This is a genomic window from Methanobrevibacter sp. UBA212 (genome assembly GCF_905233225.1).
Lineage (GTDB): Archaea > Methanobacteriota > Methanobacteria > Methanobacteriales > Methanobacteriaceae > Methanocatella.
This window is the reverse complement of sequence record NZ_CAJODJ010000029.1, coordinates 1-25,241: the sequence shown is the minus strand read 5'-3', so window position 1 is coordinate 25,241 and position 25,241 is coordinate 1. Positions and strand designations below refer to the sequence as shown.

The window sequence follows — 25,241 nt, the reverse complement described above, 5'->3', positions numbered from 1 at the left end:
CCCATAAATTGAATTGCGCCTCCATTGTATGCGGTGTTATTGATAAATTTACAGTTTGTGAATTCGGCACTATTGCCGATATAAAGTGCTCCGCCTATTCTGCAGGAATTATTAATGAAAGTACAGTTTGAAATTTCTCCGATTGTGGCATCGATGCAAACTGCAGCGCCTGAATTTTCAGCTATATTGTTAACAAAATTACAATTGGTTAAATGACTTTTATACTCAAAATCAACTGCGCCACCGTTATCGGCAATGTTGCCTGTGAAATTACAATTTGTCACATAGCTTTCAGCACCATATTTGAAATAAATAGCTCCCCCTTGATAACGAGGTAAATGCCCTCCTGAAGCATTGTTGTTAATAAAATTACAATTTTCAACTTTCCCTGAAGCATTGAAGTAAATTGCTCCGCCGTCACCAGCATATTTTCCATTTTTAAAAGTTAATCCGGAAATATTAACGCTTCCAACATTAACGGTCAAAATTCTATTAAGCCCCTGTGCATCAAAAATCGCTTCACCGTCACCGTATTTTTCAAGAGATAATTTTTTATCAATATTCAATCCGATATTGTCAGTTCCGGTGTATGTTCCGGATGCAATTCTGATGATTGTATGGTCCTCAGCAGCTGCATCCAATGCTTCTTTCAGTGTCTTGAATGCTGTTGAGTCACTTTTTCCGTTTCCGCCAGGGGCGGCAGTTGCATTAACATACCATACCATTGCTACACTTACAGTATTTTTTATTTCTTGATTATCCACTATTGCAGTAATTTCATAATCGCCTGGAGTATCGCAGCTGAATTCGGTTGAAAATACCTCCGTTAAATTTCCCGAAGTGTTATCCAGTTGTCCGCCAGTTGCGGATAATATGATGGGCCTTGTTGGAATAGATAACAATTCGCCGGTTCCATTTCTATAGAATGCATAGTTTAATTTTACTTTAGAATTCAAAGGAATGTTTTGATTGTCTGCATTGACATTTAAAACAGCGTAGCTTGATGGTTTATTCCCATAGATTAAGCTGTTCCAAACGGGGTCATTTGTATCCCACCAGTTATCGTTAATTACAAGTTGGGAATCAGTTGTGTATGCATGGTTTCCCTCCGTTGCTTTATTATTTATGAAAACGCAGTTGGTTATTTCCGCATTACTATTGTCCCTATTATAAATTGCTCCACCATACCTTGCTGTATTGTTGATGAATAATGAGTCTGTAATGGTCATATGACCATCACAATTGCTGATTGCTCCGCCATCCCATGTTATTGCTTTGTTGGCGATGAAGGATGAATTTACAATATTTATTTCACGTCCCCAATTGTAGATTGCTCCACCATCTATTCTATTTGCTGTATTGTCGATGAAATTTGAACATGCAATATTCACATTAGAATAATAATTATAGATTGCTCCACCACTATAACTTTGAATAGCGCCTGCTATGTTGTTGATGAAATTTGAATGTGTAATATTCATGTTAGATTCGAAATTATAGATTGCTCCACCGCCATTATTCACTGTGCTGTTGATGAAGTGAGAATCTGCAATGTTTATGTTGCCTGTATTGTAGATTGCTCCACCATTCCATGATGCTTTGTTGGCGATGAAACATGTTTCAGCAATATTCATGGTGCCCTTATTATTGATTGCTCCTCCATTTTGGGATATTGTGTTTTTAATGAACTGGGATCCTGTAATGGTTACCTTGGCATTTTCATTATAGATGGCTCCACCGTCTTCCATCTGATATCCATTTGTAAATGTGATGTTGTTCAGGACTACAGTAGCGCCACCGTTAATATAAAAAATTCTGGATTTGCCTTTCGCATCAATTGTTATGCCATTTCCGTTTATTGTTATTGATTTGGAAATGGTTATGTGACTGGCTCCGTTCTGGGTGACATTATTTGTCAAATCTAAAACATCCCCATTATTTAAAGAATTTATCTTACTCTGTAATTCAGAAAAAGCAGTACCGTTAAAAGTTTCAGCGCTGCTTAAGTTATCTTCATCATTTAATACGCTTAATTTTTCATCATCGTTTTCTAATTTCAGTTGATTATAAGTTGAATCCACATGTGTCAAAGTAGGGTTCTCTCCACCAATTTGAAGATTATCCCCAATCATCCCATTGCCTGAGGACAATTTCATTTGACTAGCATCTGAACCGGTCATTGCTGTATCATTGGCATCATTTGCACTCACTGCCGTAACGGCAAGAAAAAACGCAAGGATGACTGTCAGCATCATTATCTTTTTATTTGGCAAAATTTTTTCCTCCATACTAATTTACATTTAAACAATATTATTTATCTTAACATATATGTAAACAGTTTCTGTCATCAAAAAATCAATATCGGGTTCATCAAATAAGTGACTTTTGAATGGAATTATTCAAAAAAGGTTTTCTATTATGGATTTGTTTTGCTGAATTTAAATTCTCTACTTTTTGAAAGATGCCAAAGGCAATGCAATAAGTGGTGTTGAATTGACTGTTGATTTGAATGGTGCTAAAGCATATAAAACAGACAAAAACGGTCAGGTAAAAGTTTCCACAAAAGGATTGGCTCCAAAAACATACACTGCCAAAATAACATTCAATGGCAACACCGAATATGGCAAGTCAACCAAGGATGTTAAAGTTGCAGTCAAAAAGGCCCAACCGAAAATAGCCGCCAAAAAGAAAACATTCAAGGCTAAAAAGAAAGTCAAAAAGTATACAGTAACCTTGAAGGACAACAAAGGCAAGGCAATCAAAAAGGCAAAGGTCACAATCAAAATTCGCAAGAAGACATACAAGGCAAAAACCAATGCCAAAGGAAAAGCAACCTTTAAAATCAAGAAGCTGACCAAAAAGGGCAAATTTAATGCTAAAATTACTTTTAAAGGCAACAAATACTATGTAAAAGCAACTAAAAAAGTTAAAATCACTATAAAGTAATTGCTTCGGCAGTTACTTCCTTTTTTTATTTATTTTTTTTGTTTCTGATTTTTCCCAATTGGTTCATGAACCTTTCATCATAGTTTCTTGCAACATCCTCGTACTTGTTCCAGATGCCGATGGCGGTCTCAGGGATTACGTTACGCTTGTCTTCACTGAACTTGGTATATGTGTGCATCATTTCCTTTGAATCGGAAATCATCACCTTAACGAAGGGGATGTCTGCCTTTTGGATGTTGATTCCTGCATCTTTAAACATTTTAATGATATTTATTTCTTCATTGCTGATGTGGCATGTCGGTGATGCCAGGATATTCACTTTCAAGCTTCGTCTCTTTTTGAATGCATCAATCAGCGCCTCACCTTCGCCTTCAAAGAGAAATCCAATTCTCATGTTGACGGTGTTTTTGGCTCTCTTTATGATTTCAACTTCCTGGTTGATGATTTTTTCGACACCGTATATTCTCCATATCGGGGCCTGAACCTGGCTCATTCCGTTTTCATAAATGTTTGTCAGTCTGGTTATGGTATCATCGATTTGCGAAGTGATATTTTCCTTTTCACGGCTTAAGACTTCAACCGGCGATTTGGCGATATATGTCAGCGGCCTTCCGTCTTCAACTTCGATGAAATCTTTTTCGTTCAGCTTCTTCAACACATCATATATTTTACTGCGAGGAATGCCAGAGTTTTTTGATACTTCATCGGCACTCCCTTGAATTAATGAAGTGAGCGTTACATATGCTTGAGCCTCATACATTGTCAACCCAATTCCCTTTAATGTAGATATATTCTCGTCCATGTTTATGATTATTTATTTAATAATATATAAAATTTGTTACTTTTAACCCTTAAAAAGTGACAAAATCTTTATATATGTTTCAAGGCAACCTATAATTAACAATAAAATGAGGTAATTATTATGTCTGACGGATTAGATATGTTTTGTTATCAATGTTCCCAAACCGCTAAGGGAACAGGATGTACAGTAAGCGGAGTTTGTGGAAAAAAACCAACTGTAGCAAGACTGCAGGATAACCTGATTTTCACCATGAAAGGAATCAGCGCATACAACTACAACGCAAACGTTTTAGGAAAAAACGACCCGGAAATCGATGCATTTTTGACCAAAGGGTTATACACTACATTAACCAATGTGAACTTTGACGTTGAAGATTTGGTTGCATTAGCATTAGAAGCAGGAAAAGTTAGCGTTGACGTTATGAGACTGCTCAAGGATGCTCACATCGAAGCATACGGCGAGCCTGTACCGACTGAAGTGAAAGTCGGTGCACAGGAAGGACCTGCAATCATCGTAACCGGTCACGACCTTAAAGCTCTTGAAGAATTGTTAAAACAGGTTGAAGGAACAGACATCAAGGTCTACACCCACTCTGAAATGCTGCCTGCTCACGGATACCCTGGTTTAAACAAATACGAAAACCTTGCAGGACAATTAGGTGGAGCATGGCACGACCAAAGGACAGTCTTCAAGAAATACAATGCTGCAATTGTCGGAACAAGCAACTGTGTCCTGCCGGCACTTGACTCATACAAGGAAAGAATGTTCACCATGGATGTCGCAAAGCTCGAAGGCGTAAAGACTGTTGAGGATTATGACTTCTCAGAAGTAATCGAATGTGCAAAATCCCTCGGATCTTTGGAAGCTGAAGAGCTGACTACAATCACAACCGGTTGGAGCGCAGGAGCAATCGTTGAACACGCTGAGAAAATCAAGGAACTGGTTTTAGATGGCAAGATCTCCAGATTCTTCGTTGTCGGAGGATGTGACAAGGCGGCCAAACACAATGACTACTACCGTGAATTCGTAGAGAACCTGCCTGAAGACACTGTAATATTAACATTAGCATGCGGTAAATACAAGTTCAACGACCTCGACTTAGGTGACATCGAAGGAATCCCAAGACTTCTTGATGTAGGTCAGTGTAACGACACAATTGTTGCAGTGGATGTTGCTCTTGCATTATGCGAACTCTTTGACATGGAACTCAATGAATTGCCATTGACAATCGTCTTAAGCTGGATGGAACAGAAGGCTGCTGCAGTACTCTGGGCACTGTTATACTTAGGAAAAACCGACATGTGGATTGGACCGGTGCTTCCTGCATGGTGTAACGATGATATCCTGAATGTTTTGGTTGGAAACTACAACCTGACTCCAACAACAGGCGATGCAATAGCTGACATCAAAACAATCATGGGGGAATAGCTTATGAGTGAGGATATTATGGCAAAAGCTCTTGATATCCAAAAATTAGTCGAGTATCAGGACGATACTGTAGTCAGCCGTGAAGTAATCAAAAAGGAGCTTGGAACGGTCACATTCTTTGCCTTTGATCAGGGTCAGGGACTGTCAGAACACTCCGCTCCATTTGATGCGATGGTTCAAATCATTGACGGTGAAGCCGAAATCACAATTTCAGGTGTTAAGAATACCGTCAAAAAAGGTGAGATTATTATCATGCCTGCAAATGAGCCTCATGCGCTTCAGGCTGTAAACAGTCCCTATAAAATGATTTTAACAATGATTAAGTCAGACTAACTAACTGACAATTGGGCAAATTCGCCCAATCTCTTTTTTTATTTTTTTTCAATGTCTAAACAATATTGATTTTAACTTATTTTGTTATTTAAGGATAAATATTGCTTTAAACTCGTTAAAACTTTATATACTATCGAGTTTAATAGTAATATGCACTAGTGTAATGTTTGATTAGATTTCATGGAATCTCAAATAATAAATTTTTGAGGTGTGAAAGTGATCTTGAAAAAGGACATTCACCACCCTAACGATGTGATGAACAAATATTTTGAAAATGTCATGCCTGAAAAGCTTAAAGACTACTTTAAATTGCCTGGAAAGTTCATAAGTAATTTTCCAACAAAAATTTTCAGACGTGATGGAAGCGAACGTGAAATGGATTGGCTAATGCTCGTTGAAGATGGTCGGGGCGAATTCTTAATTCATGCGGAATTTCAATCATATGCCGTTGATGATGAAAAAATCGAAATAATTGCAGATTGCACAGATTACAGCAAAATCTATTATGGTCGACCAGTTCTAACTGTAATTATCATGACTGAAGGTTATGGGAGTTCTGTAAAAGAATTTAAGAGGACTTCTTCAGATATCCTTAAGCCAATCTATATTTGCATGAGCGAAGAGGAAGTAATCGAAAGGTTAAATAATCTTGAAGAAAAGATACTTAATCATAAGAAGTTAACCGACGATGAGGCATTAGACATTGCATTCTTACCAATGTTTGCTCCCAAAAACAAAGCGCACGATATCACTGAAAAGGTTACTCGGCTGTTTAGGGAAGACACTTCCCTAACAGGTGCCTTTAGAAATGATGTCGCATTTGGGTTATCCATTATGATTAGGAAATACTTTGATTTGACACCTAAAGGCAAGGAGTTGTTAAAGATGATTGAACCGGAACTTGATGCATCAAAATTAAGGGATGTGATTGACTTTGAAGTTGATTACATTAAAAAATCATATGAGAAAGAACTTTCTGAAAAGGATATGGTTTTAGCTGAAAAGGATACTATTTTAGCTGAAAAGGATAAAGAAATTGAAGAATTAAAGGCAAGGCTTAAAGTTGTTGAAGATGATTGATTCGGAACTTGATTTATCAAAATTGAGGGATGTGATTGACTTTGAAGTTAATTACATTATAAGATCTATGAGAAGGAACTTTCTGAAAAGGATAAAGAAATTGAAATATTGAAGGCTAAGCTTCATGAAAATTGCATAACATAAGATATTTTTTTCACATCGTTCGGACAGTAAAATGAGATTTCATATCTCATTTTTACTTTTAATTTTAATAATTAAATCTATTTTTTCCACCAGACCATTATCCAATCGGCCTTGTCCTTGACGTTATAGTATTTGCCGTTTTCATAGGTAAGAACCCTTTCTAAATAATCTCTTAGCAATTCTTTTTCTTCATCGCTATAAAGTTCAAGCCTGAATTTGCCGTTGTCCATTGCCTCTTCAATGCTTTCATATTCGCGATAGTTGTTCAAGTCAAACCTTTCAACATTTGGATATATTCCCAGGTTAAAGAGTATGTTAAAAAAATAGTTGTAATCCGGGAAATCCTCAGTTTTGCGGCCGAGCTCCTTTTCAAAGTCCTTTTCGATTTTCTTGTTTTCAGGCCCGAAAACGGTTATGAAGACATATTTGTCTGCAATTTTGTCAAGTTCAACCAATACCTCATCAATCGGAATGATGCCATTCAGTGACCTTGAGCAGACCACAACATCAACATCCCCGATTTCTTCGTAGGTTATATCTTCAATAGGTTTCAGGATTGTTTCAATATTTGAAACGTTGTTGTCTTCTGCTCTTTTTTCCAAATATTCAAGCATTTTGGGGGATGAATCAACGCCGATTACCTTTTTAACCCTTTTGGCTATCGGAATGGTGACTGATCCCTCGCCGCAGCCGACATCCAAAACCGTGTCGTTTTCATCTAAAATCAGCTTGTCAAATAATGCATCCTGATAATCTTCATTGCGGGTTCTCTTATAGAATCCCGGAGCTGCCTTGTCCCAATCCTTATCCTTTTTGTTTACAAGCTTTTCAGCCCAGAATCCTGTCCAGTCGATGTCATTCGGGTTTTCTATACATTGCTTCATATTATCACCTAAAATCTTTTTTTCATGCAGAGAACGGTTTCATCATCTTTGAATTGTCCGAATTTGTCTGTCTTGAAGTAATCCAACTTTTCGTATAATCCTATTGCGGCATGATTGTTGTTTCCGGTCACGATATAGGAATATTTGTAGCCTTTTTCAATCACGTCCTTTTCAAGTTCCCTGATTAAACTGTATGCAATCCCTCTTTTTCGGTATTCCTTTTTCACATATACCCTTTTGAATTCAACGCTTTTCTCATCGAATTTCCTGTAGCTTGCACATGCAATTGCCTCATCACCATCCATCATCAGGATTACGATATGCGAATCTTTAAATTCGTTATACTGGTTGTATTTTTCCAGTTCATCACCGATGCGCTGGTAATATCCGTAATCCAGCTCTTCAACCAGACTCAGAAAACGTTCATCCTTCTCATCGGTATGTATCTGTTTCATATTATCTTTGTTTTTCCGGTCAGGACGTTTTGATAGTCTTCGTAATTTTCCTTTAGCAGTTCCGGAATGTCCAGTTCATATGGGCATTTGTCGACACACTCATAGCATTCGACGCAATCAAGGGTCTTTTTCATTATTTCCTGGGTTCTCTCATCCATGTTGGGCTCTGTCGGGAAACGCCTGATCCATAATGACATCCTTGCACATAGGCTGATGTTTATCTCTTCAGGGCAAGGCATGCAGTAACCGCAGCCTCTGCAGAAGTTTTCCCCAAGTTCTTTCTTGTCCTTTTCTATGATTGCCCTTAAATCATCGTCCAGAACGGTATTCTCGTCATAAGATAGAAATTCTTCAAGTTCTGAAAGCTTTTGAATTCCCCAAATAGGCAGTACATTGTCAAATTGGTTAATGTAAGCGTAACTTGCTTTGGAATTTTTAATCAATCCTCCGCCCATTGCCTTCATTGCAATGAAGCCCACATCTAACTTTTTACATTTCTCCACCAGTTCCAGTTCCTCCTTGCCGCTCAAATAGGAAAACGGGTATTGCAGGGTTTCATATAATCCGCTGTCAAGAGCTTCATGAGCAAAAGTGATTTTATGTGTTGTTATTCCAATGTGTTTTATCATGCCGTTGTCTTTTGCTTCCAGCATGGCTTTATATAAGTCGTCATCCTCCTTTGGGCAGAATGAAATGTTGTGGAATTGATGCAAATCAAGATAATCGGTTTTCATGCTTTTTAAAGAAGTCTCCAAATCGCTCCAGAATTCCTCAACGCTTTCAGCACCGCTTTTGCTTGCAAGGAAAATGTCTTCGCGGACATCGCTTAAAGCACGTCCGATCTTTTCTTCGCTGTCAGTATAGAAATGAGCAGTGTCATAAAAATTTATTCCATTTTCATATGCTGTCTGCAGAATTTCTATTGACTCCTCCATTGTGCATCTCTGGATTGGAAGTGCCCCAAATCCATTTTTATTTACTTCAAGATTAGTTTTTCCAAGCCTCATTTTAGCATGCCTCTATCTTTTCTTAATGTTTATATATATTCAATTAGATAAATAATAATACTTATTTTTAAATAAAATTATTAAAATTGTGATGATTAAATGAATGATTTAGAAAAGATTATCTACAAGCATGCTTTACTCAATGCGGCTAAGCATAAGGGATCTGCAAATCCCGGTGCCGTAATGGGTTCAATCATGTCAAACGAACCTGAACTTAGAAGCAGGGCAAAAGAAATCGGCCCAATGTCCGGTAAGATTGTGGCACAGGTAAACGCATTATCTCCTGAAGAGCAAGCAAGCGAAATGGAAAAATTAGGTGTTGAAGTAGAAACCAAAAAGCCTAAGGCAAAGGAGACCGGATTGCAGGAGCTTCCGGGAACACATGAAAACGTTGTTTTAAGATTCGCTCCAAATCCTAGCGGACCTCTGCATATCGGACACTCCCGTGCCGCAGTTCCAAATGCTGAATATGTCAAAAGGCACAACGGTAAATTAATCTTAAGGATTGAGGATACCGACCCTAAAAGGGTCTACGAACCTGCTTATGAAATGATTCCCGAAGACCTGGAATGGCTGGGGGTCAAGGCTGATGAAATAATCTATCAGTCCGACAGGTTTGAGATTTATTATGACATTGCCCGCCAGCTGATTGAAAAGGGCGCTGCCTACATGTGTACCTGTGACGGTGCAACATTCAAGGAGCTCAAGGATAACTGCAAGCCTTGCCCATGCAGGGACAACTCCGTTGAAGAGAACATGGAGCTGTGGGAAAAATTCGACACAATGAAAGCCGGCGAGGCAGTATTGAGGGTCAAAACTGACATCAATCACAAAAACCCTGCAATCCGTGACTGGGTTGCAATGAGACTTGAAGATGCAGAGCATCCTCGTTTAGGCACCAAATACAGAATCTATCCTATGATGAACTTTTCAGTGTCCGTTGATGACCATCTGATGGGACTTACTCATGTGCTTAGGGGAAAGGACCACCTGGCAAATACCGAAAAGCAGAAGTACCTTTATGACCATATGGGATGGGATGTTCCGGAATACATCCATTACGGCAGGCTGAAGATGGAGGACATTGCGCTGAGTACCTCAAAGGCCAAGCAGGGCATTGAAGACGGAACCTACAGTGGATGGGATGATCCAAGATTAGGTACCCTGAGGGCAATTGCAAGAAGAGGAATTCAGGCCAAAACAATCTATGACCTAATCATTGAGATTGGTGTCAAGATGGCGGATTCTGCAATCAGCTGGAAGAAAATCTACGGCCAGAACCGTAACTTTTTGGAACCGATTGCAAACAGGTATTTCTTCTGTGAAGACCCTCAAAAGGTAACAGTTGAGGGCTACAGTGGCGGCAAAGTTGATATTGAAAGGCCGTTGCATGCAGACCACATGGACAGGGGCAACAGGGTCCTGCCGTTTGACGGTGAGGTTTATATTGCAAACTCAGACATCAAGGATGGAATATTCAGGCTGATGGATGCCGTCAATGTTGAAATCGCAGGTGATGATATTAAATATCATTCAGATTCCTTTGAGGATGCAAGGGCGGTTAAGGCAAGAATCATCCAATGGGTTCCCCTTGAGGATAATGTTAATGTCAAAATTGTCATGGATGATGCATCAGTCAAGACAGGTCTTGGTGAAGGCACACTTAAAAATCTGGAAGTTGGAGACATCGTGCAGTTTGAAAGGGTAGGATTTGCAAGGCTTGATGAAATTGCCGATGATGAGCTGATTTTCTACTTTGCACACAAATAGGTGATTTTCATGACAATGTTTACAAATGGATTTTCAACACTTCTGATGCCTGAGGATTTTGACCAGATTCAGCCAAAGGATGAATTCACCGAATTGTATTTGGTAAACACTAAAATTCCAATGTCCATCAAGTTCATGACAACACCTACATTATCCGGACTTCCGGAAATAATGGACGGCATTGAAAAGAATCTGGAAAGTAACGACAGGATTGATCTTATAACTTCTGATTTCATTCCTATCAATGACAATCTTTATTACATGGTCGTTTCATCATTTTCAGACGGTGAAAATCAGATTCGCAGAAACGAATTTCTATATGTTGAAGATGACAATCTCTATGTATTTGAATTTACATATCCATATGCTGACAGGGAACTGGATGATTTCTATTTAAATATTATCCGTTCCTTAAAAATTAGTGTTCCAAAATATATAGTTGAAAATGGTACATATAGAATAAATCACGAAGAAAAATAGTTGTAAAAAAGATATAATTAATATATCTTTTTAACATCACTTGTTTTAATTTTAATGTTTTTACCTCTGTACCTAACTGAGATATCATCACCGGTTATTGCATAAACCTGGCTGGAATAGGTCTCGCCGTCGTGGTTGTAGATGATTTCGTCTCCTTTTTTGAGTACGAGTTCAGTGTTGTTTATGGTGATTTTCACGTTGTCCCTTTCAGGCTTGCTTTTTATTTCACTTACTGCCGGTTGGGATACTTCAGCTTTTGATGAATTTTGAGCTGTTTTAAAGACACGTTTGGTATTTTCCTGCCTTATTTTTTGGCTATGGTAATCCTCATATGTGCCGTCATCGATGTCCATATAAGTTTCGTTGATAATCGGTTCGTATTCATCATATTCACTCACGTTTCTTATGAATTCTTCCTGGAGAACGTCATCTTTAGGCAGTGGAATTTCTTCCGGTTCAGAATTCAATTTGTCTTTGACTTCTTTAAATAATTTGGAACTGGTGATCTTATTTTTAACCTTGTCCAAGTCTTTTCTGTAATCCAAATCCATCGGATTGTCTTCAGTCTTTTCAACTTTACTTGGGGTTTTTAAAGCAGGTTCGGCTATCTCTTCTTGCTTTAACAAAGTATCAGTGATATTGTCGTCTTCGGAAATGCTTTCCACTTCTTTTTCACTTTCCTGTGATGCTGTGGTTATCGCTTCATCAATATCTTTTTGTGAAGCAAGTGAAGGTGTTTTGATTTCAGCAGGTTCCTCAATGACTTTTTCGTCTTTGTCTTCGGCGATGACTTCTTTGATTAGAGGTTCTTGTGTTTTGATTTCAGCAGGTTCCTCAATGACTTTTTCGTCTTTGTCTTCGGCGATGGCCTCTTTGATTAGAGGTTCTTGTGTTTTGGTTTCGTCTTTGTCTTCGGCGATGACTTCTTCGATTAGAGGTTTCTGTGTTTTGTTTTTGATGCTTTCCTTGATTTCGTTCAATTCTGCATCATCCTCATCTTTTCTAATTGTTTGTGATTCTTTTTCCCTTTCACTATCTTTCCTTTTAGATTCCTTAATCAATTCATCAATAGTAAATAAATCTTTCAATTCACTAGTATCTTTGTTATTTTGAGTCATAATATCCATCTGGCTTTGTTTAATTGGTTCTTGAAATTTTTTAACATTATTATCATAATTAATAAGTACCTGATTTTGAGATTCGTATTCATAACTTTTTACATTGTTTGTTTCAACTTCAGGAACAATGTATGTATCATCATTGCTTTTTGTTTCGGTACTTCTGCTAAATAAGTTTCGGTTATGTTCTTTAGGTGATCTTGGAGATAAACTACGAGGAGAATTTTTGGAAGAATTATTTTTTTGGGCATTATCCTTATTTTTTCCAATGCTTAATGATTCATTTATGCTTTTGCCGTCTGGCAGTATTGATCCTTCTTCATGCTCTAATTGATCGCCTCTATAATGTAGTTTAACGACTATGATAGCTATTGCGGCGATTATTGCAATAGTTATCCAAATTAAAATAGTTATTATACTCATATTTCCCAACCCTTATTTAGTCTATATATAATTATGTTATATTCCTTAATTTAAATATTTTCATAAATGCATTAATCATTTTTTCTTTCACATTTAAACTCCAAATTTTTCTAATCATTCATTTTATATATTTCAAAAATCTAATATAAATTAGATTAATATTTTTGAGGATTAATCATGGTTGTTAAAATTAATGAAAACTATCTTAAATTAAAAAGCAGCTATCTTTTCGTTGAGGTGGCTAGAAGAGAACAAGAATTTATAAAAAATAATCCTGATGCTAACGTAATTAAAATGGGTATCGGAGATGTTACAAAACCATTAGTCCCAGCAGTTGTAGATGCATTTAGAAATGCGGTTGATGAAATGGCCGACGGTGAAACCTTCATGGGATACGGTCCGGAACAAGGTTATGGATTCTTAGCTGAAGCAATTGTTAAGAATGATTATGAAAAATACGGCATTTCATTGGATACCTCAGAAGTGTTCATCAGCGACGGTGCCAAATGTGATACCGGTAACATTCAGGAAATCTTTGGCATTGACAATAAGATTGCAGTAACCGACCCTGTATACACCGTTTATGTGGACACTAACGTAATGGCAGGAAGAACCGGTGAAATGGGTGACGACGGCATGTACGAAGGTTTGACTTATCTTAAGGCCAATGCCGAAAACGGATTCATTCCTGAATTGCCTGCTGAACCTGTTGACATAATTTATTTATGTTTCCCAAACAATCCGACAGGTACAACATTAACCAAAGATCAGTTAAAAGTATTTGTTGATTATGCAAAAGAAAATAAGGCAATCATCTTATTCGATTCCGCTTACGAAGCATTCATCAGTGAAGATGATGTTCCTCACAGTATTTATGAAATTGATGGTGCAAAGGAAGTCGCAATTGAATTCAGAAGCTTTTCAAAAACTGCAGGATTCACCGGAACCCGTTGTGCATACACCGTTGTTCCTAAGGAATTGAAAGGATACACCGCTGATGGTGAGGAAGTTGAAATCAATCCTTTATGGAACAGAAGACAGACCACCAAGTTCAACGGTGCATCATATCCTGTTCAAAGAGCTGCTGAAGCGACCTACTCCGCTGAAGGTCAAAAGCAAATTAGAGAAGTCATTGACTACTATATGGAAAATGCTAAAATCATCCGTAAAAGCTTAACTGATATCGGCCTTGAAGTCTATGGTGGCGTAAGCTCCCCATACATTTGGGTTAAAACTCCAAACGACATGGATTCATGGGATTTCTTTGACATATTGTTGAATGAGGCAAATGTTATTGGAACTCCGGGTTCAGGATTCGGTCCAAGTGGTGAAGGATATTTAAGACTCACTGCATTCAATACTTTGGAAAACACTATCGAAGCTATGGATAGAATTTCAAAATTAGAATTTTAGGTGTTATAATTGAAAACAATAGAAAAACCGGTTGCAATTGAAGAGGGAGATTCATTTAAAATACTTTTATCTAAATATGGTGCACTGGCACTTGATAAACAAGAAAACCTATCAGAATTAATTGGTGAAGAAGTTGGGGATTTGGATATTGAAAAAGGACAGCTTTCCTTTGGGGATGTTACTTTTCAAGTCCAAATTTTAGGATTCTTCATGCAGGATTCCAAACAGTGGTCATGGGCATGGGACAATGAGGACATATTCGGCGAAAAGCTAATCAAATCCGCTTTGCAAATCAAATCCATTGGAGAGGAATTTGGAATCCCAGAATTTGCTACTCCATTATTGAATGCCACCTATGACGACTGCCATACTTTGGCAATGACTGCAAGTTCCATTTTGGCAATGGATGCATATTATGCTGTTTCAGAAGACGGTTTGGATATTTTTGTAGGCATCACATCAGATTTAATCAAGGAAAATGATTCTGCTAAAAAATTCAGGGACACATTTTACACTTTCCAAAAGAATTTCAACATTTACCCAAAAATCGCTTTTGAATCCTATACCAAACTCAAAGGTTATGGATTTAAGCCACATGATGATTTTGCACTTGCAAAAATAGGTGAAGCACGTGTGATGGCAGGTTATACTGAAAGGGGAAATATAACTCGTCTTTTAATATTTGGTGATGATGAAAGGTGAGGATATGGATTCTGATTTGGCCGAAGAAATTGAATATATGGTAGATTTGCTTACTAAATCAGGATTTTTCAGTGTTGATGAAATCATAGAGATATTGGAAGAGCAATTTATTGATGAGGAAATTGATTTTTCTGATTTCAATATTTCTTTGACTGACTCTTCCAATGAGAACTTTTCAAGACTTGAAAATGCATTTTCGAGGATTGCCCAATCAGGCATTGTAGCCATTCACAATTGCGGCTTTGACATCAAGGAAGGTGTGTCTGATGCATTTGAATTGCAGGTCCATCTGTTAAATAACAAGTTTGCCCCTCAAGGTTTTTGCTTTTACACCTTTGAAGATGTGGAATATTGTGTTTTCGACGGGTATTTGAAAATCACCTTCGGAGACTTTGAAAACGATGAGAATAAGGCATTGGAAATTGGAAAAGTTGTATCTGAATGTTTAAAAGAGGAAAATTTTACTATTAACTGGGATGAAACTGTTAACAACCAAATTGAGATTAATCCATTTAAGTGGGATAAGTCATATGACGGCGAAAAGGAATATGAAATTGAAGGGGCATATGATGTCTTTGTTAAAAGTCAGGTGTTAGAATGAATACGAGATCTTTAAAATTAATTCGTGATGTAATGATCAATTCAGGTAAAGTGACTTCAGTAGAAATATCTCAGGATTCGATATATCTTGAATTTAAGGATGTTGAACTGGGAAATCCCAAGTCAAATGAGGAAATGTCCCTTACAGTTCGTTTTGCTGAAGATTCATTTTTCACCGTTTTTTACAATAACATCTGGGATGTTGATTTCATGTCAAAATATGACTATAAAAAACAGCTGCTCAGTCAGGAGATATTTTTTGACATCAAGGAAATCAAATTCATTGACTTTGAATATCTGAATACTTTTTTCTATAACTTTAAAAGTGAAAAATCAATTTCCGACGTTGAAGACTTCAGCATTCACAATATACGCAATGACTTTTTCATGCTGGTTGACACAAAGGATGTCGGATTTGCCGTTGGTGGAAACCAGATGGATTTCTTCACTCCATTCGAAAGGCTTGACGACGCGTCACTGAGGGAGCTTTCCAATGAATGGATGCTTTATTTTTTAAATTATCATTTGAAAAGAAACATCATAAAGGACCCGATGTGTGAAAATCATCCGTTGATATACACTAAAAAATAATTTCATATACTTTCTGCAATATCTATTAAAAATATGGATTTGATAGATATTTTAAATAACTTTTTTTAACCAGCTATTAAAATTATCCATCATTATTTTAATTTAAAACCATCCAGAAACGATTTGGTATGTGTGGTTGGCTGCTGAGATGAATCCGTTGAAATTCTTGTTATGGATGTTTGCCATATCATCTTCAATACGGTCATCAACTTCCCTTAAAAATGTTGTATTGTTGTAGTCATGGCTTGTAAAGTAATGTACCTGTATTGCATAGTTGGTATCCTCTTTAGGGAATACATAGCTGACTCCAACATGATTCCAGACTTGATTATTGTCCCTTGAAGGATTGGTGAAATACTGCTTGGATACAGGAACTCCACTAAGTGTTGAGTACTCATTTTTCAGAACTTTGTAACCTCCATCTTCCAGGGCTCTGAATTTGGCTTCCGAAATCGAGGTTATATGGTCTTCGGGCCAGTCGTCCCAATGGTCAATATAAACATACTCGTTGGTAATTGCATCTGGAGTTTTGGACATGTTTGTCTGGTTCAACTCTTTGGTTGTATTCCATGCTTGAGGAACAACGCTTGCGCTGTGTCCGAATTCTATTGTTTTGTCGGTGGTGCCACTTAAAAAGCTATTAATCCCATTAATGTTTGATGCAATAAAAATTATGAGGATTATAATTAGCAGTCCTATTAATTTTTCCTGATTCCTCATTTTTTACCTCCTTTATGTTCGGTTTTAGACCATCTGCGCTCTTTTCTTGTCATCATTGTTTTCATTGTCATGAAAAACAACGGGATTAAATGGAAACAATAAATGTAATATTTTATGATATCTTTAATCAATTCCTGAATTGTAGGTTTGTCTCTTGAAAGGGCAAGAATTATGCCTGGGAAAAATGCGATGACTGATAGGAATCCGACTACGAATGGGGCTTCCATTCTGATTATTGTTGGGCTGTGGAAAATAAACCATGATATTGCATTGATGATTGTAACCACAAATCCGAAAAAGATTAACAGGTTAAAGCTGTAGAATGAAATGTGTTCTAAAATATTGAATTTCTTCAGAAGGGATATCTTTGCTCTTAGAATTTGAGGGAAGTAAACGAAAAGTGTCTCAAAGTTACCTATTGCCCATCTTACCCTTTGTCTGAAAAATGCACTCCAATCAGTTACCGCTTCCTGATAGACTGCACATTCTCCGCAATAGCGTATTTTTCCGCCCTGAAGTATAATTTTTATGGCCAAGTTCAAATCTTCAGTAACTGCAAATCCGTCCCATCTTCCACAATCGATGATTGCGTCCTTTTTAACGAATTGCCCATTACCTCCTAAAAATCCGGTACTTCCAAGGTTGTCCTTAGCAATCAATGTATTTCCGAAACTTGCAAATTCCAAATGCTGCATACGGGCAAGATAGTTTTCGTCACGATTAAACATTTTAACCCTTGACTGCACTCCATCAATGTCTCCGTTAAGATATTGCACGATTGTCATTAGATAATCAGTTTTAATCTGGGTATCGGCATCAAATACTCCTATTATCTCTCCTTGAGATAGTGTTAAGGCATCATTTAAAACGAAACCCTTACCCTTTCCAGACCTTGGAGGGTGTCTTGTAACAATTTTGAGCTGTGGCAGGTCCTTTTTTATTTCTGCCAATATCTCGCCTGTGCTGTCTGTGGATCCGTCATTAATAACGATAACCTCAAAGTTAGGTTCTTCATTTTTATAATATTCGCTTTGGCAGACGCTTTTAACGGTCGCTTCGATGGTGTTTTCCTCATTGTGTGCCGGTATGAAAATGCTTATGAATGGCAGGTCTTCCTCTTCATAGGGGATGACAGGGTCCATTTTTCTAATACTGATTATTGAATTGAGCAACATTGTGAGTGATGGTATTAAAAGCACCCATTGAAGCCATGTTGCATTTCTGGTTAGAATTGCCATTATGATTAGTGCAATGCACAATATCAAAAGAAAGCTTGAGTCTGATTTTTCAATAACGAGCTCTGTACTTTTCTCTTTAATTTTTGCTTGGGCAGTTTTAACATTAATTATGTTCTGTTCATGCTTTTTGATAGCAACTGCCATTGATCTTTGCACTTCACCGTCTTCTAATGGCTTGAGTAGAAAGCCGTAAGGGTTTTTGGTTAACAATCTATCGATTGTCTCATCAAAAAGTGCCCCAACTATAAGTATAATTGGCACATTAAAGAGCTCTAAATCTCCAGCTAATTCCTCTAAATCAATATTTTCAACTTCTGTGTCTAAAAAAATGAGGTTGGGAGATATTTTATCAAGTTTGTCAAAAACATCTTCCTTTACAAATGCATTTCCGGAATATTCATAATCATAATCTTCAACAAATTCCTTCAGTAAAGACAATGATTCTTCATCAGAGCTAATAGCAAAAATCTTAGGTTTTCCACTAATTAATTCTAATTCGGTCATTTAAATCGGATTATTCTGTAAAACCGCTGGCATCATTTAATTTTTTTTCTTCCAATTTTGCTCTGTTGATTGTTATTTTGAGAGTTTTGTCTAATTTGTTAATGTCATATGGCTTTGAAACAAATCCGTATGAACCCTTGACGTTTGATTTTTCGAATGTATCTGTATCTGTGTTTGCGGTCAAGTATATGATTGGAATATGCCATTCGGAGATCACTTCTGCTGCTTCAATACCTTCCATGTCTCCTTTTAATTTAATATCCATTAGAACAACATCAGGAGTTTTTTCTGCAGCTGTATCAATTGCATCTTGTCCAGTATCAACTGTATCAACAATTTCGTAACCTAATTCTTCTAAACTGTATTTTAAATCTAATGCGGTAATAGCTTCATCTTCTACTATTAATATTCTTTCATTCATATTATACCTTCCCATTTAACATTTTCTATTTTTTGTGTTTATTTTATTTAAATATTTAGTTTAATTTGTTTTATATGATTAAAACAATCATCCTTCAATTGTATGCTCCATAGTAATCGGGAATGTTAATCTGTACCCGGTTCCGTTTTCATGTTGGAATAGTTCGATTTTTCCGTCGAGCTGTTTTGTCAGGTTCTTGATGATTTCACATCCTAAGTTTTTAGTTATTGCGCTTGGGTCTTCAATTCCAACTCCATTGTCCCGAAGTATCAATTCGGCGGTTTCATTGTCCAATTTTGTAATTTTCTTGGTTATCTTTTTGTTAGGGGCTGATTTGTCAGGGAATGCATGTTTTATTGCATTCATGGTTAGCTCGTCAATAACCAATAGTAATGGTGTAATTACCTCAATGGACAGGTTTAAGTCTCCATCAACTTCAGATTCGAATTCAATTCCATCTCTCAGACCGATTAAACTTCTTAGCTGGCCGTCTTGGTCAACAATGTATTCCTTCAGGTTGATATTTTTGAAATCTGTTGTATTGTATGTTTTTTCGTGAAGAATGGCCAGTGAGGATAGTCTTGATTGCATATGGTCAATGATTATGTTCGGCTTATTTTTATAAGCTCTTTTCTCAAGGTTCAGGAAACTGTTGAGTACCTGCAGGTTGTTTTTGACCCTGTGGTGAACTTCCTTAATCAGAATTGTCTGATGTTCATTTGCTTCCATAAGCTCTTGTTGTTTTTTACGGTCTTCGGTAACATCAGTTATAAACCCGATACTGTGGGTGGTTTCACCAAATTCAAACCTTTCAAGATAAATTTCAGCGATTTTCTGGTGGTTTTCATCACCATGCACATTATAGGTAACTCTTTCGCTGAGTTCATCCCTTTCTCCTTTGACCAATTCTTTGATTTTGCATTGGATTGATTCCTCAACAATATTTTCGATAATTTTGCGGGAATGATGGTATGTTTCGGGATTCTCTTCAACAAGGTTGTAGAATCCTTCTGAAAACTCATAATGTTTTACGCTTAAAGGATCAATTAGCAATGCCAATTTTTTGCTGTTTTTAAAACCTTTAAGTAAAAAGTCAACAGGCCTTGTCATCTTGCGGGTAGAATCTGTGCTGACATCTTTGAATAAACCGTAACGGCTCAATAAATGTCCGTCTTCATCGAATTTTGAGTAAAGATTGGCTTCAATATATTTTAATATGCCGTCATCAGTCTTTATTCTTATTATTGTTTCATAGTTGACTCTTCCACGGTCCAGTTCCTTTAACAGTTTGTCGATTAGGGGCCGGTCCTCTGGAATGACTAGATCAAAGATGATGTTATAATATTCGTCGTTCGGTTCACGGGCACGGTTAATGATATTGTATATTCCCTGTGTCCAGGAGTATCTGTCATTTATTTTGTAATAGCTTCCGGTTTGTGAGAAGTATTCAATCAAATTGGCTTTCTCATCGTATTTCCCATCATCGCTAACAGTTAGGCTGGTTCCTCTGTTGTCCCGGTGGTCGGAAACCAGTATGATTTTTTCCATATCATAAACAACCTTGACATTAGAAAATCTTGCCAGTTTCTCGTTGAAATGATAATAGAATCTCATATTTTTCGTTTCGTGAGTTTCATAAACCTCTTTTAGAGGCTCTTTTAAAACTTGATAAAAACCGGGTGATGTTTTACTGAGTAAACGTCCTGCAACATCACTTTGTTTAATTTTGCCTCTTGTAAGAGCACTCAGACCCAATCTGTGGATAATGAAATCATTACCATCATCAATAGGCACGAATATATCCAAGTCGTTACTGAGATAATTCAATGTTTTTTCAAAAGGCGTATAAAACATATCATATTCCTGAGGAACTTGTCTGTAAAGTTCTTCTTCTGTGATATCATAGATGTGAACTTCTTCAGTATCCTCTAACTGCCTATATGTTTTTTCAATTCTCATTTGTCCTCCTCCCATTCTTTGTGTTCGTCAATGGTATGTTCGAAGTTGACTGGGAAAATTATTCTAAATCCGGTTCCAACTTCACAGTCTAAAAGTTCAAGTTTTCCGTTAATCTGTCTGGTTAGATTATTAATTATTTCCCAACCCAAATTATGGTTAACTAGGGCGTCAGGGTCTTTCAGTCCCACTCCGTTATCCTTCAATATCAGTTCACAGATATGGTCATCTATAAAATCGATCTTTTTTGATATGGTTTTATTGGGCATATCCGGATCGGGGAATGCATGTTTGATTGCATTCATGGTCAGTTCGTCAACAATGAGCAGCAATGGGGTAATTACATCCATTGACAAATGGATTCTAGGATCAACATCTGAAGTGAAGTTTATGTTCTTTGCCCCGAATAGCATGTGCAGTGTTGAATCCTGGTCTTTCATATAGTCTTCAAGGTTGATGTTGATGAAATCATCGGTATTATAGGTTTTTTCATGAAGCAGAGCCAAAGATGATAAACGTGCCTGCATGTTGTCCAGTATACGGTTTGGATTGTCACCATATGCTCTTTTCTCAAGGTTTAAGAAACTGTTCAGTACCTGCAGGTTATTCTTAACCCTGTGATGCACTTCTTTAATCAGTATATTTTTAGTCGCATTTGATTTTATCAATTCCTGCTGCTTTTTACGTGACAGCGTGATGTCTGTTAAAAATCCGATACTGTGGTCTTTGTTACCATATCTGAATCGTTCGATAAACAATTCGCATACTTTGATTTTCTCTCTGTCTCCTTTGACTTTGTATGTCAGCACCTTATTGACTTCGGTTATTTCTCCGGCAATCAATTTCTCAAGTTCTCTTCTGACGTCCTCTTCGACGATATTGTTTAGGATTGATTCATTGTGGATATATTCGCTTTTTGGAATTTCAACCATCTTGTAGAATCCTTCACTGAATTCGTATCTTTTGCTTAGAGGCTCAACAAGCAGGGATAATTTTGAATTGTGGTTGAATCCGTTCAGCATGAAGTCCACAGGTCTGGTCAGGTGTTTGTGGGAATCGATGCTTATGTCCTTAAACAGTCCATAGCTGCTTACCTCTTCACCGTTTTCATCGAATTTTGAGTAAAGATATGTGTCCAGATATTTGATGTGTCCTCCAGGTGTTTTAATACGAATGATATTTTCGTAAGTGTCGGTTTCGGGACTCATGGTTCCCAGCAATTCCTCCACCAGAGGCTTGTCTTCCGGAATTACCAGATCAAAGATAATATTATAGAACGCGTCGCTTGTCTCTTTAGTACGATTTATAATATTATATATTCCCGGAGTCCATGTGTATTCGTCATGTGCCTTGTAAAAGCTTCCTGTCTGTGAGAAATATTCGATTAAAGTAGCCTTGTTTTCGTCATCTTCCTTTTTCTGCTCTTCAATGCTTTTGGTTATATTTTCAGCCTTGGTCAAATCGGAAACGACATAAATCTTGCCTTCATCGAAAAGTATGTGGATATTGGCAAGTGTAACAATCTTATCGCTGATATAGTAAAATATTCTCATCACTTTTGTTTCTCCGGTTTCAAGGACTTCATTAAAGATATCCTTAAAGATGTCACAGTAAAACGGAGAAGCTTCACTGAATCTCCTACCTTCAACATCCTCCAATTTCAAATTCAGTCTTTCAAGCAGATTCCAGCCGATTCTCTCAACTAAAAAATCGCCGTCATCCATGGGCTGAAATACATTGATGTCTGAAGGGACGTGCTTCATAACATTGCTGAAACGAACATTGTCAAGCTTTTTCACCGGCTTTGATGGATGAAATACCTTGTCTCTGTCAATGTTATAAACCCGTATTTCTTCTATTTTTTCTAGTTCTCTGTATTGTCTTTCAACATGCATGCATATTACCTTGAGTTTATAAATTATATGAATAATATTTATCTTTGATATTATATTTATAATTATATGAATTTTTTTTGAATGTAATTGGAAAAGTTTTTTATAGAGAATTAACATAATATTAGTGTTATGGAAATTTTCTATAATTTTCTTACCTATTAACTTTTAAGGAGTTATTAAATGACTTGCAGTATTTTAGTTGGTGGAGCATGGGGTGACGAAGGTAAAGGAAAATGTATCACTTACCTTTGTGACAATGACAAACCTGACATTATAGCCCGTGCAGGCGTTGGACCAAATGCCGGCCACTCCGTTGAATTCAATGGGGAGAAGTATGGTTTGAGACTGACTCCATCAGGATTTGTACACACCGATGCAAAACTTATGATTGGTGCAGGAGTTCTAGTGAACCCTGACGTATTATATAAAGAATTCGAAGACTTGAAAAAATATAATGTTAAAGAGAGGATGTGCGTTGACCCTAGATGCGCAATAATTACTGAAGACCATATGGATAGGGATAAAAAATCAGAACATCTGGCTAAAAAAATCGGAAGTACCGGTTCAGGATGCGGACCAGCAAATTCAGACCGTGTAATGAGAACAATAGGTCTTGCAAAAGACACTCCTGAACTTGAGGATTATATCACTGACGTGTCCCTTGAAATCAACGAGGCCATTGACAATGGTGAAGAGGTATTCATTGAAGGATCACAAGGTTTTGCCTTGTCCCTCTACTACGGATCATACCCATATGTGACCAGTAAGGACACAACTGCTTCAACATTTGCAGCTGATGTCGGTGTTGGACCAACTAAGGTGGATGAAGTCATAAACGTGTTCAAGGCATACATTTCCCGTGTCGGTGAAGGACCTTTCCCAACTGAAATGACACAGGAGGAAGCTGAAAGCAAAGGCCTTGAAGAATACGGTGTTGTAACCGGAAGACGCAGAAGAATCGGTCACTTTGACATGGAACTTGCAAAGGAATCCTGCAGAATCAACGGCGCTACCCAAATTGCATTGACCTGTGTTGACAGGTTGTTTGACTGTGCACGTGTACAGGACTACAGTGAACTGTCCGCTGAAACCAAGGCTTTCATTGACAATATAGAAACCGAAACCGGCGTGCCAGTGACCATAATTTCAACAGGTCCTGACTTGAAGGACACTATTGATTTAAGAAAAGAGTTATTATAATCTCTTTTTTCCATTTTTTTTAAACTATACTTTCTTTTGATTTCATCCTGTAGAATATTGCGGACAATGCCAGAACTATGACGATTATCCCAATATCCACCATCAGTTCAAATTGGCTGACGTTCATGAACAGTTCAACTATTCCAATCACCCATATTATTATCAAAAATATCGGCAGAATGTATTTGATTATTGCTGTCCAGATGGTGCCGATCTTGATTCTTGACTTTTCGTTTAAGACAGGAATGATCTTTTCAGCGCCATAATACCATCCGAACACTACACACTGGATTGCAATCAAAAGCAATATTCCGAATTTGTTCACAAATCCGTCAACGATTCCAACGAGGTAGCTGCTTATTCCGCATGTGAATGCAAGTGAGCATAGGCATCCTATGATGCTCAATATTGTCACCAGCTTTTTACGGCTCATATTTGATTTTGATGAGATTGAGCCTATTATCGGTTCGAAAAATGCAAAGGCGGAACTTATTCCAGCAAAAAGCACTGCCAAAAAGAACAATGGAGCTAAAATGTGTCCTATGACTCCCATTAAACTGAATATTTTTGGAAATACGACAAATATCAGTCCCGTGCCCTCGCTGACCAATTGTACCAGAGGGGTTCCGGATGTCGCTGACATATATCCGAGAATTGAAAAGACTCCAAATGCCGTAAAGATTTCAAAGCTTGAGTTTGATAAAACAACAAAGAATACGTTGTCGGTCAGACCTTTATTGTCCGACAGGTAAGTTGTATACGTCAGAGCAAGGGCTTCACCAATTCCAAGCGAGAATATTATCTGTGAAAATGCCACAATCCACAGGTTAATGTCTGAAAGTAGATTCCAATTTGGATGTATTAACGCATCAATTCCGATGCTTGCTCCGGGCAGTTTCAGTGCGTAAATGACAATGATTGCCATCATGACGAATACTGCAGGTATCAGTATCTTTGAAGCAAGCCCGATTCCCTTATCGATGCTTCTGTGTGAAATGAACCTTGAACCACCCCACCCTAAAAGAGGGTGAGGATTCCTGAATTTTTTTCACTTAATAATGGTTAATTTAAGTATTTTTTCAGGCTATCTCCGTTGAACCAGCGGTTTAGAATATTAATTGCTGCGTTTGT

General features: G+C 37.4%; 23 protein-coding genes. 11 read left to right on the top strand and 12 right to left on the bottom strand.

What is annotated here, in order from left to right; all coding sequences use genetic code 11:
• The coding region (locus QZ138_RS08285; protein WP_292888541.1) for a right-handed parallel beta-helix repeat-containing protein at positions 1-2,288 on the bottom strand (2,288 nt) is incomplete at its 3' end.
• 166 nt (positions 2,289-2,454) lie between these two features.
• Here QZ138_RS08285 and QZ138_RS08280 point away from each other — a divergent pair.
• Positions 2,455-2,946, top strand: coding sequence for a hypothetical protein (locus tag QZ138_RS08280; protein WP_292888540.1), 492 nt, complete (start codon positions 2,455-2,457; stop codon positions 2,944-2,946).
• A 25-nt stretch (positions 2,947-2,971) separates the two neighbouring features.
• Here the strand turns inward: QZ138_RS08280 and QZ138_RS08275 are convergent, their stop codons facing one another.
• On the bottom strand, positions 2,972-3,748 hold the full coding sequence (locus QZ138_RS08275; protein ID WP_292888538.1) for a TrmB family transcriptional regulator: 777 nt from the start codon (positions 3,746-3,748) through the stop codon (positions 2,972-2,974).
• A 120-nt stretch (positions 3,749-3,868) separates the two neighbouring features.
• Between QZ138_RS08275 and hcp the strand changes: the two genes are divergently transcribed.
• From hcp to QZ138_RS08260, 3 genes are all read left to right on the top strand, one after another.
• Positions 3,869-5,176: a hydroxylamine reductase gene (hcp, locus tag QZ138_RS08270; protein ID WP_292888536.1), complete on the top strand. Its 1,308-nt coding sequence runs from the start codon at positions 3,869-3,871 to the stop codon at positions 5,174-5,176.
• Positions 5,177-5,179: 3 nt separating this feature from the next.
• Positions 5,180-5,509, top strand: a complete 330-nt coding sequence (locus tag QZ138_RS08265; RefSeq protein WP_292888535.1) for a cupin domain-containing protein — start codon at positions 5,180-5,182, stop codon at positions 5,507-5,509.
• Positions 5,510-5,725: 216 nt separating this feature from the next.
• Positions 5,726-6,589 (top strand): hypothetical protein, encoded by an 864-nt coding sequence (locus QZ138_RS08260; RefSeq protein WP_292888534.1) that lies wholly within the window; start codon positions 5,726-5,728, stop codon positions 6,587-6,589.
• A 221-nt stretch (positions 6,590-6,810) separates the two neighbouring features.
• Here QZ138_RS08260 and QZ138_RS08255 read toward each other — a convergent pair whose 3' ends face one another.
• Genes QZ138_RS08255 through QZ138_RS08245 form a run of 3 tightly spaced genes read right to left on the bottom strand, consistent with a single transcriptional unit; the run spans position 6,811 to position 9,079 of the window.
• A complete protein-coding gene (locus QZ138_RS08255) occupies positions 6,811-7,617 on the bottom strand; it encodes a class I SAM-dependent methyltransferase (protein WP_292888532.1) in 807 nt (268 codons plus the stop codon).
• Between the two features lie 8 nt (positions 7,618-7,625).
• Positions 7,626-8,072 carry a GNAT family N-acetyltransferase gene (locus QZ138_RS08250; protein ID WP_292888530.1) on the bottom strand — a complete coding sequence of 149 codons (447 nt, stop codon included), beginning with the start codon at positions 8,070-8,072 and terminating at the stop codon, positions 7,626-7,628.
• On the bottom strand, positions 8,069-9,079 hold the full coding sequence (locus tag QZ138_RS08245) for an aldo/keto reductase (RefSeq protein WP_292888529.1): 1,011 nt from the start codon (positions 9,077-9,079) through the stop codon (positions 8,069-8,071). The genes QZ138_RS08250 and QZ138_RS08245 overlap by 4 nt, the downstream gene beginning before the upstream one ends.
• A 99-nt stretch (positions 9,080-9,178) precedes the next feature.
• Between QZ138_RS08245 and QZ138_RS08240 the strand changes: the two genes are divergently transcribed.
• Positions 9,179-10,849: a glutamate--tRNA ligase gene (locus QZ138_RS08240; RefSeq protein ID WP_292888527.1), complete on the top strand. Its 1,671-nt coding sequence runs from the start codon at positions 9,179-9,181 to the stop codon at positions 10,847-10,849.
• A gap of 9 nt (positions 10,850-10,858) precedes the next feature.
• On the top strand, positions 10,859-11,329 hold the full coding sequence (locus QZ138_RS08235; protein WP_292888526.1) for a hypothetical protein: 471 nt from the start codon (positions 10,859-10,861) through the stop codon (positions 11,327-11,329).
• 17 nt (positions 11,330-11,346) lie between these two features.
• Here the strand turns inward: QZ138_RS08235 and QZ138_RS08230 are convergent, their stop codons facing one another.
• The gene (locus tag QZ138_RS08230) at positions 11,347-12,870 is read right to left on the bottom strand and encodes a hypothetical protein (protein ID WP_292888524.1); all 1,524 of its coding nucleotides are present in this window, start codon (positions 12,868-12,870) and stop codon (positions 11,347-11,349) included.
• Between the two features lie 177 nt (positions 12,871-13,047).
• On the opposite strand from QZ138_RS08230, the gene QZ138_RS08225 reads away from it, so the two are divergent.
• Genes QZ138_RS08225 through QZ138_RS08210 form a run of 4 tightly spaced genes read left to right on the top strand, consistent with a single transcriptional unit; the run spans position 13,048 to position 16,176 of the window.
• Positions 13,048-14,283 (top strand): LL-diaminopimelate aminotransferase, encoded by a 1,236-nt coding sequence (locus QZ138_RS08225; RefSeq protein ID WP_292888522.1) that lies wholly within the window; start codon positions 13,048-13,050, stop codon positions 14,281-14,283.
• 9 nt (positions 14,284-14,292) lie between these two features.
• On the top strand, positions 14,293-14,985 hold the full coding sequence (locus QZ138_RS08220) for a DUF6882 domain-containing protein (protein WP_292888520.1): 693 nt from the start codon (positions 14,293-14,295) through the stop codon (positions 14,983-14,985).
• A 4-nt stretch (positions 14,986-14,989) separates the two neighbouring features.
• Positions 14,990-15,586: a DUF6891 domain-containing protein gene (locus tag QZ138_RS08215; RefSeq protein ID WP_292888518.1), complete on the top strand. Its 597-nt coding sequence runs from the start codon at positions 14,990-14,992 to the stop codon at positions 15,584-15,586.
• On the top strand, positions 15,583-16,176 hold the full coding sequence (locus QZ138_RS08210; protein WP_292888516.1) for a hypothetical protein: 594 nt from the start codon (positions 15,583-15,585) through the stop codon (positions 16,174-16,176). The genes QZ138_RS08215 and QZ138_RS08210 overlap by 4 nt, the downstream gene beginning before the upstream one ends.
• A 102-nt stretch (positions 16,177-16,278) precedes the next feature.
• Here QZ138_RS08210 and QZ138_RS08205 read toward each other — a convergent pair whose 3' ends face one another.
• The 5 genes from QZ138_RS08205 to QZ138_RS08185 form a co-directional block, all read right to left on the bottom strand.
• Entirely contained in the window at positions 16,279-16,896 is a 618-nt protein-coding gene (locus tag QZ138_RS08205; RefSeq protein ID WP_292888514.1) for a hypothetical protein, read from the bottom strand.
• Entirely contained in the window at positions 16,893-18,638 is a 1,746-nt protein-coding gene (locus tag QZ138_RS08200) for a glycosyltransferase (RefSeq protein WP_292888511.1), read from the bottom strand. The genes QZ138_RS08205 and QZ138_RS08200 overlap by 4 nt, the downstream gene beginning before the upstream one ends.
• Positions 18,639-18,648: 10 nt before the next feature.
• Positions 18,649-19,059: a response regulator gene (locus tag QZ138_RS08195; protein WP_292603834.1), complete on the bottom strand. Its 411-nt coding sequence runs from the start codon at positions 19,057-19,059 to the stop codon at positions 18,649-18,651.
• An 87-nt stretch (positions 19,060-19,146) separates the two neighbouring features.
• Positions 19,147-21,018, bottom strand: a complete 1,872-nt coding sequence (locus tag QZ138_RS08190; RefSeq protein WP_292888508.1) for a sensor histidine kinase — start codon at positions 21,016-21,018, stop codon at positions 19,147-19,149.
• Positions 21,015-22,910 (bottom strand): histidine kinase dimerization/phosphoacceptor domain -containing protein, encoded by a 1,896-nt coding sequence (locus QZ138_RS08185; protein ID WP_292888505.1) that lies wholly within the window; start codon positions 22,908-22,910, stop codon positions 21,015-21,017. Before QZ138_RS08185 ends, QZ138_RS08190 begins: the two co-directional genes overlap by 4 nt.
• Positions 22,911-23,090: 180 nt before the next feature.
• Between QZ138_RS08185 and QZ138_RS08180 the strand changes: the two genes are divergently transcribed.
• Complete coding sequence (locus QZ138_RS08180; protein ID WP_292888502.1) at positions 23,091-24,110, top strand: adenylosuccinate synthetase; 1,020 nt, start codon at positions 23,091-23,093, stop codon at positions 24,108-24,110.
• Between the two features lie 19 nt (positions 24,111-24,129).
• Here the strand turns inward: QZ138_RS08180 and QZ138_RS08175 are convergent, their stop codons facing one another.
• A complete protein-coding gene (locus QZ138_RS08175; protein ID WP_292888542.1) occupies positions 24,130-25,092 on the bottom strand; it encodes a hypothetical protein in 963 nt (320 codons plus the stop codon).
• Between the last annotated feature and the right edge of the window lie 149 nt (positions 25,093-25,241).

Excerpts from the sequence above, each read along its gene's own strand:
- QZ138_RS08215 (WP_292888518.1), top strand. The coding sequence starts at position 14,990 with ATGGATTCTGATTTGGCCGAAGAAATTGAATATATGGTAGATTTGCTT.
- QZ138_RS08190 (WP_292888508.1), bottom strand. The coding sequence starts at position 21,018 with ATGAGAATTGAAAAAACATATAGGCAGTTAGAGGATACTGAAGAAGTT.
- QZ138_RS08235 (WP_292888526.1), top strand. The coding sequence starts at position 10,859 with ATGACAATGTTTACAAATGGATTTTCAACACTTCTGATGCCTGAGGAT.
- QZ138_RS08265 (WP_292888535.1), top strand. The coding sequence starts at position 5,180 with ATGAGTGAGGATATTATGGCAAAAGCTCTTGATATCCAAAAATTAGTC.
- QZ138_RS08195 (WP_292603834.1), bottom strand. The coding sequence starts at position 19,059 with ATGAATGAAAGAATATTAATAGTAGAAGATGAAGCTATTACCGCATTA.
- QZ138_RS08250 (WP_292888530.1), bottom strand. The coding sequence starts at position 8,072 with ATGAAACAGATACATACCGATGAGAAGGATGAACGTTTTCTGAGTCTG.
- QZ138_RS08210 (WP_292888516.1), top strand. The coding sequence starts at position 15,583 with ATGAATACGAGATCTTTAAAATTAATTCGTGATGTAATGATCAATTCA.
- QZ138_RS08245 (WP_292888529.1), bottom strand. The coding sequence starts at position 9,079 with ATGAGGCTTGGAAAAACTAATCTTGAAGTAAATAAAAATGGATTTGGG.
- hcp (WP_292888536.1), top strand. The coding sequence starts at position 3,869 with ATGTCTGACGGATTAGATATGTTTTGTTATCAATGTTCCCAAACCGCT.
- QZ138_RS08185 (WP_292888505.1), bottom strand. The coding sequence starts at position 22,910 with ATGCATGTTGAAAGACAATACAGAGAACTAGAAAAAATAGAAGAAATA.
- QZ138_RS08255 (WP_292888532.1), bottom strand. The coding sequence starts at position 7,617 with ATGAAGCAATGTATAGAAAACCCGAATGACATCGACTGGACAGGATTC.
- QZ138_RS08230 (WP_292888524.1), bottom strand. The coding sequence starts at position 12,870 with ATGAGTATAATAACTATTTTAATTTGGATAACTATTGCAATAATCGCC.
- QZ138_RS08275 (WP_292888538.1), bottom strand. The coding sequence starts at position 3,748 with ATGGACGAGAATATATCTACATTAAAGGGAATTGGGTTGACAATGTAT.
- QZ138_RS08200 (WP_292888511.1), bottom strand. The coding sequence starts at position 18,638 with ATGACCGAATTAGAATTAATTAGTGGAAAACCTAAGATTTTTGCTATT.
- QZ138_RS08180 (WP_292888502.1), top strand. The coding sequence starts at position 23,091 with ATGACTTGCAGTATTTTAGTTGGTGGAGCATGGGGTGACGAAGGTAAA.
- QZ138_RS08240 (WP_292888527.1), top strand. The coding sequence starts at position 9,179 with ATGAATGATTTAGAAAAGATTATCTACAAGCATGCTTTACTCAATGCG.
- QZ138_RS08225 (WP_292888522.1), top strand. The coding sequence starts at position 13,048 with ATGGTTGTTAAAATTAATGAAAACTATCTTAAATTAAAAAGCAGCTAT.
- QZ138_RS08205 (WP_292888514.1), bottom strand. The coding sequence starts at position 16,896 with ATGAGGAATCAGGAAAAATTAATAGGACTGCTAATTATAATCCTCATA.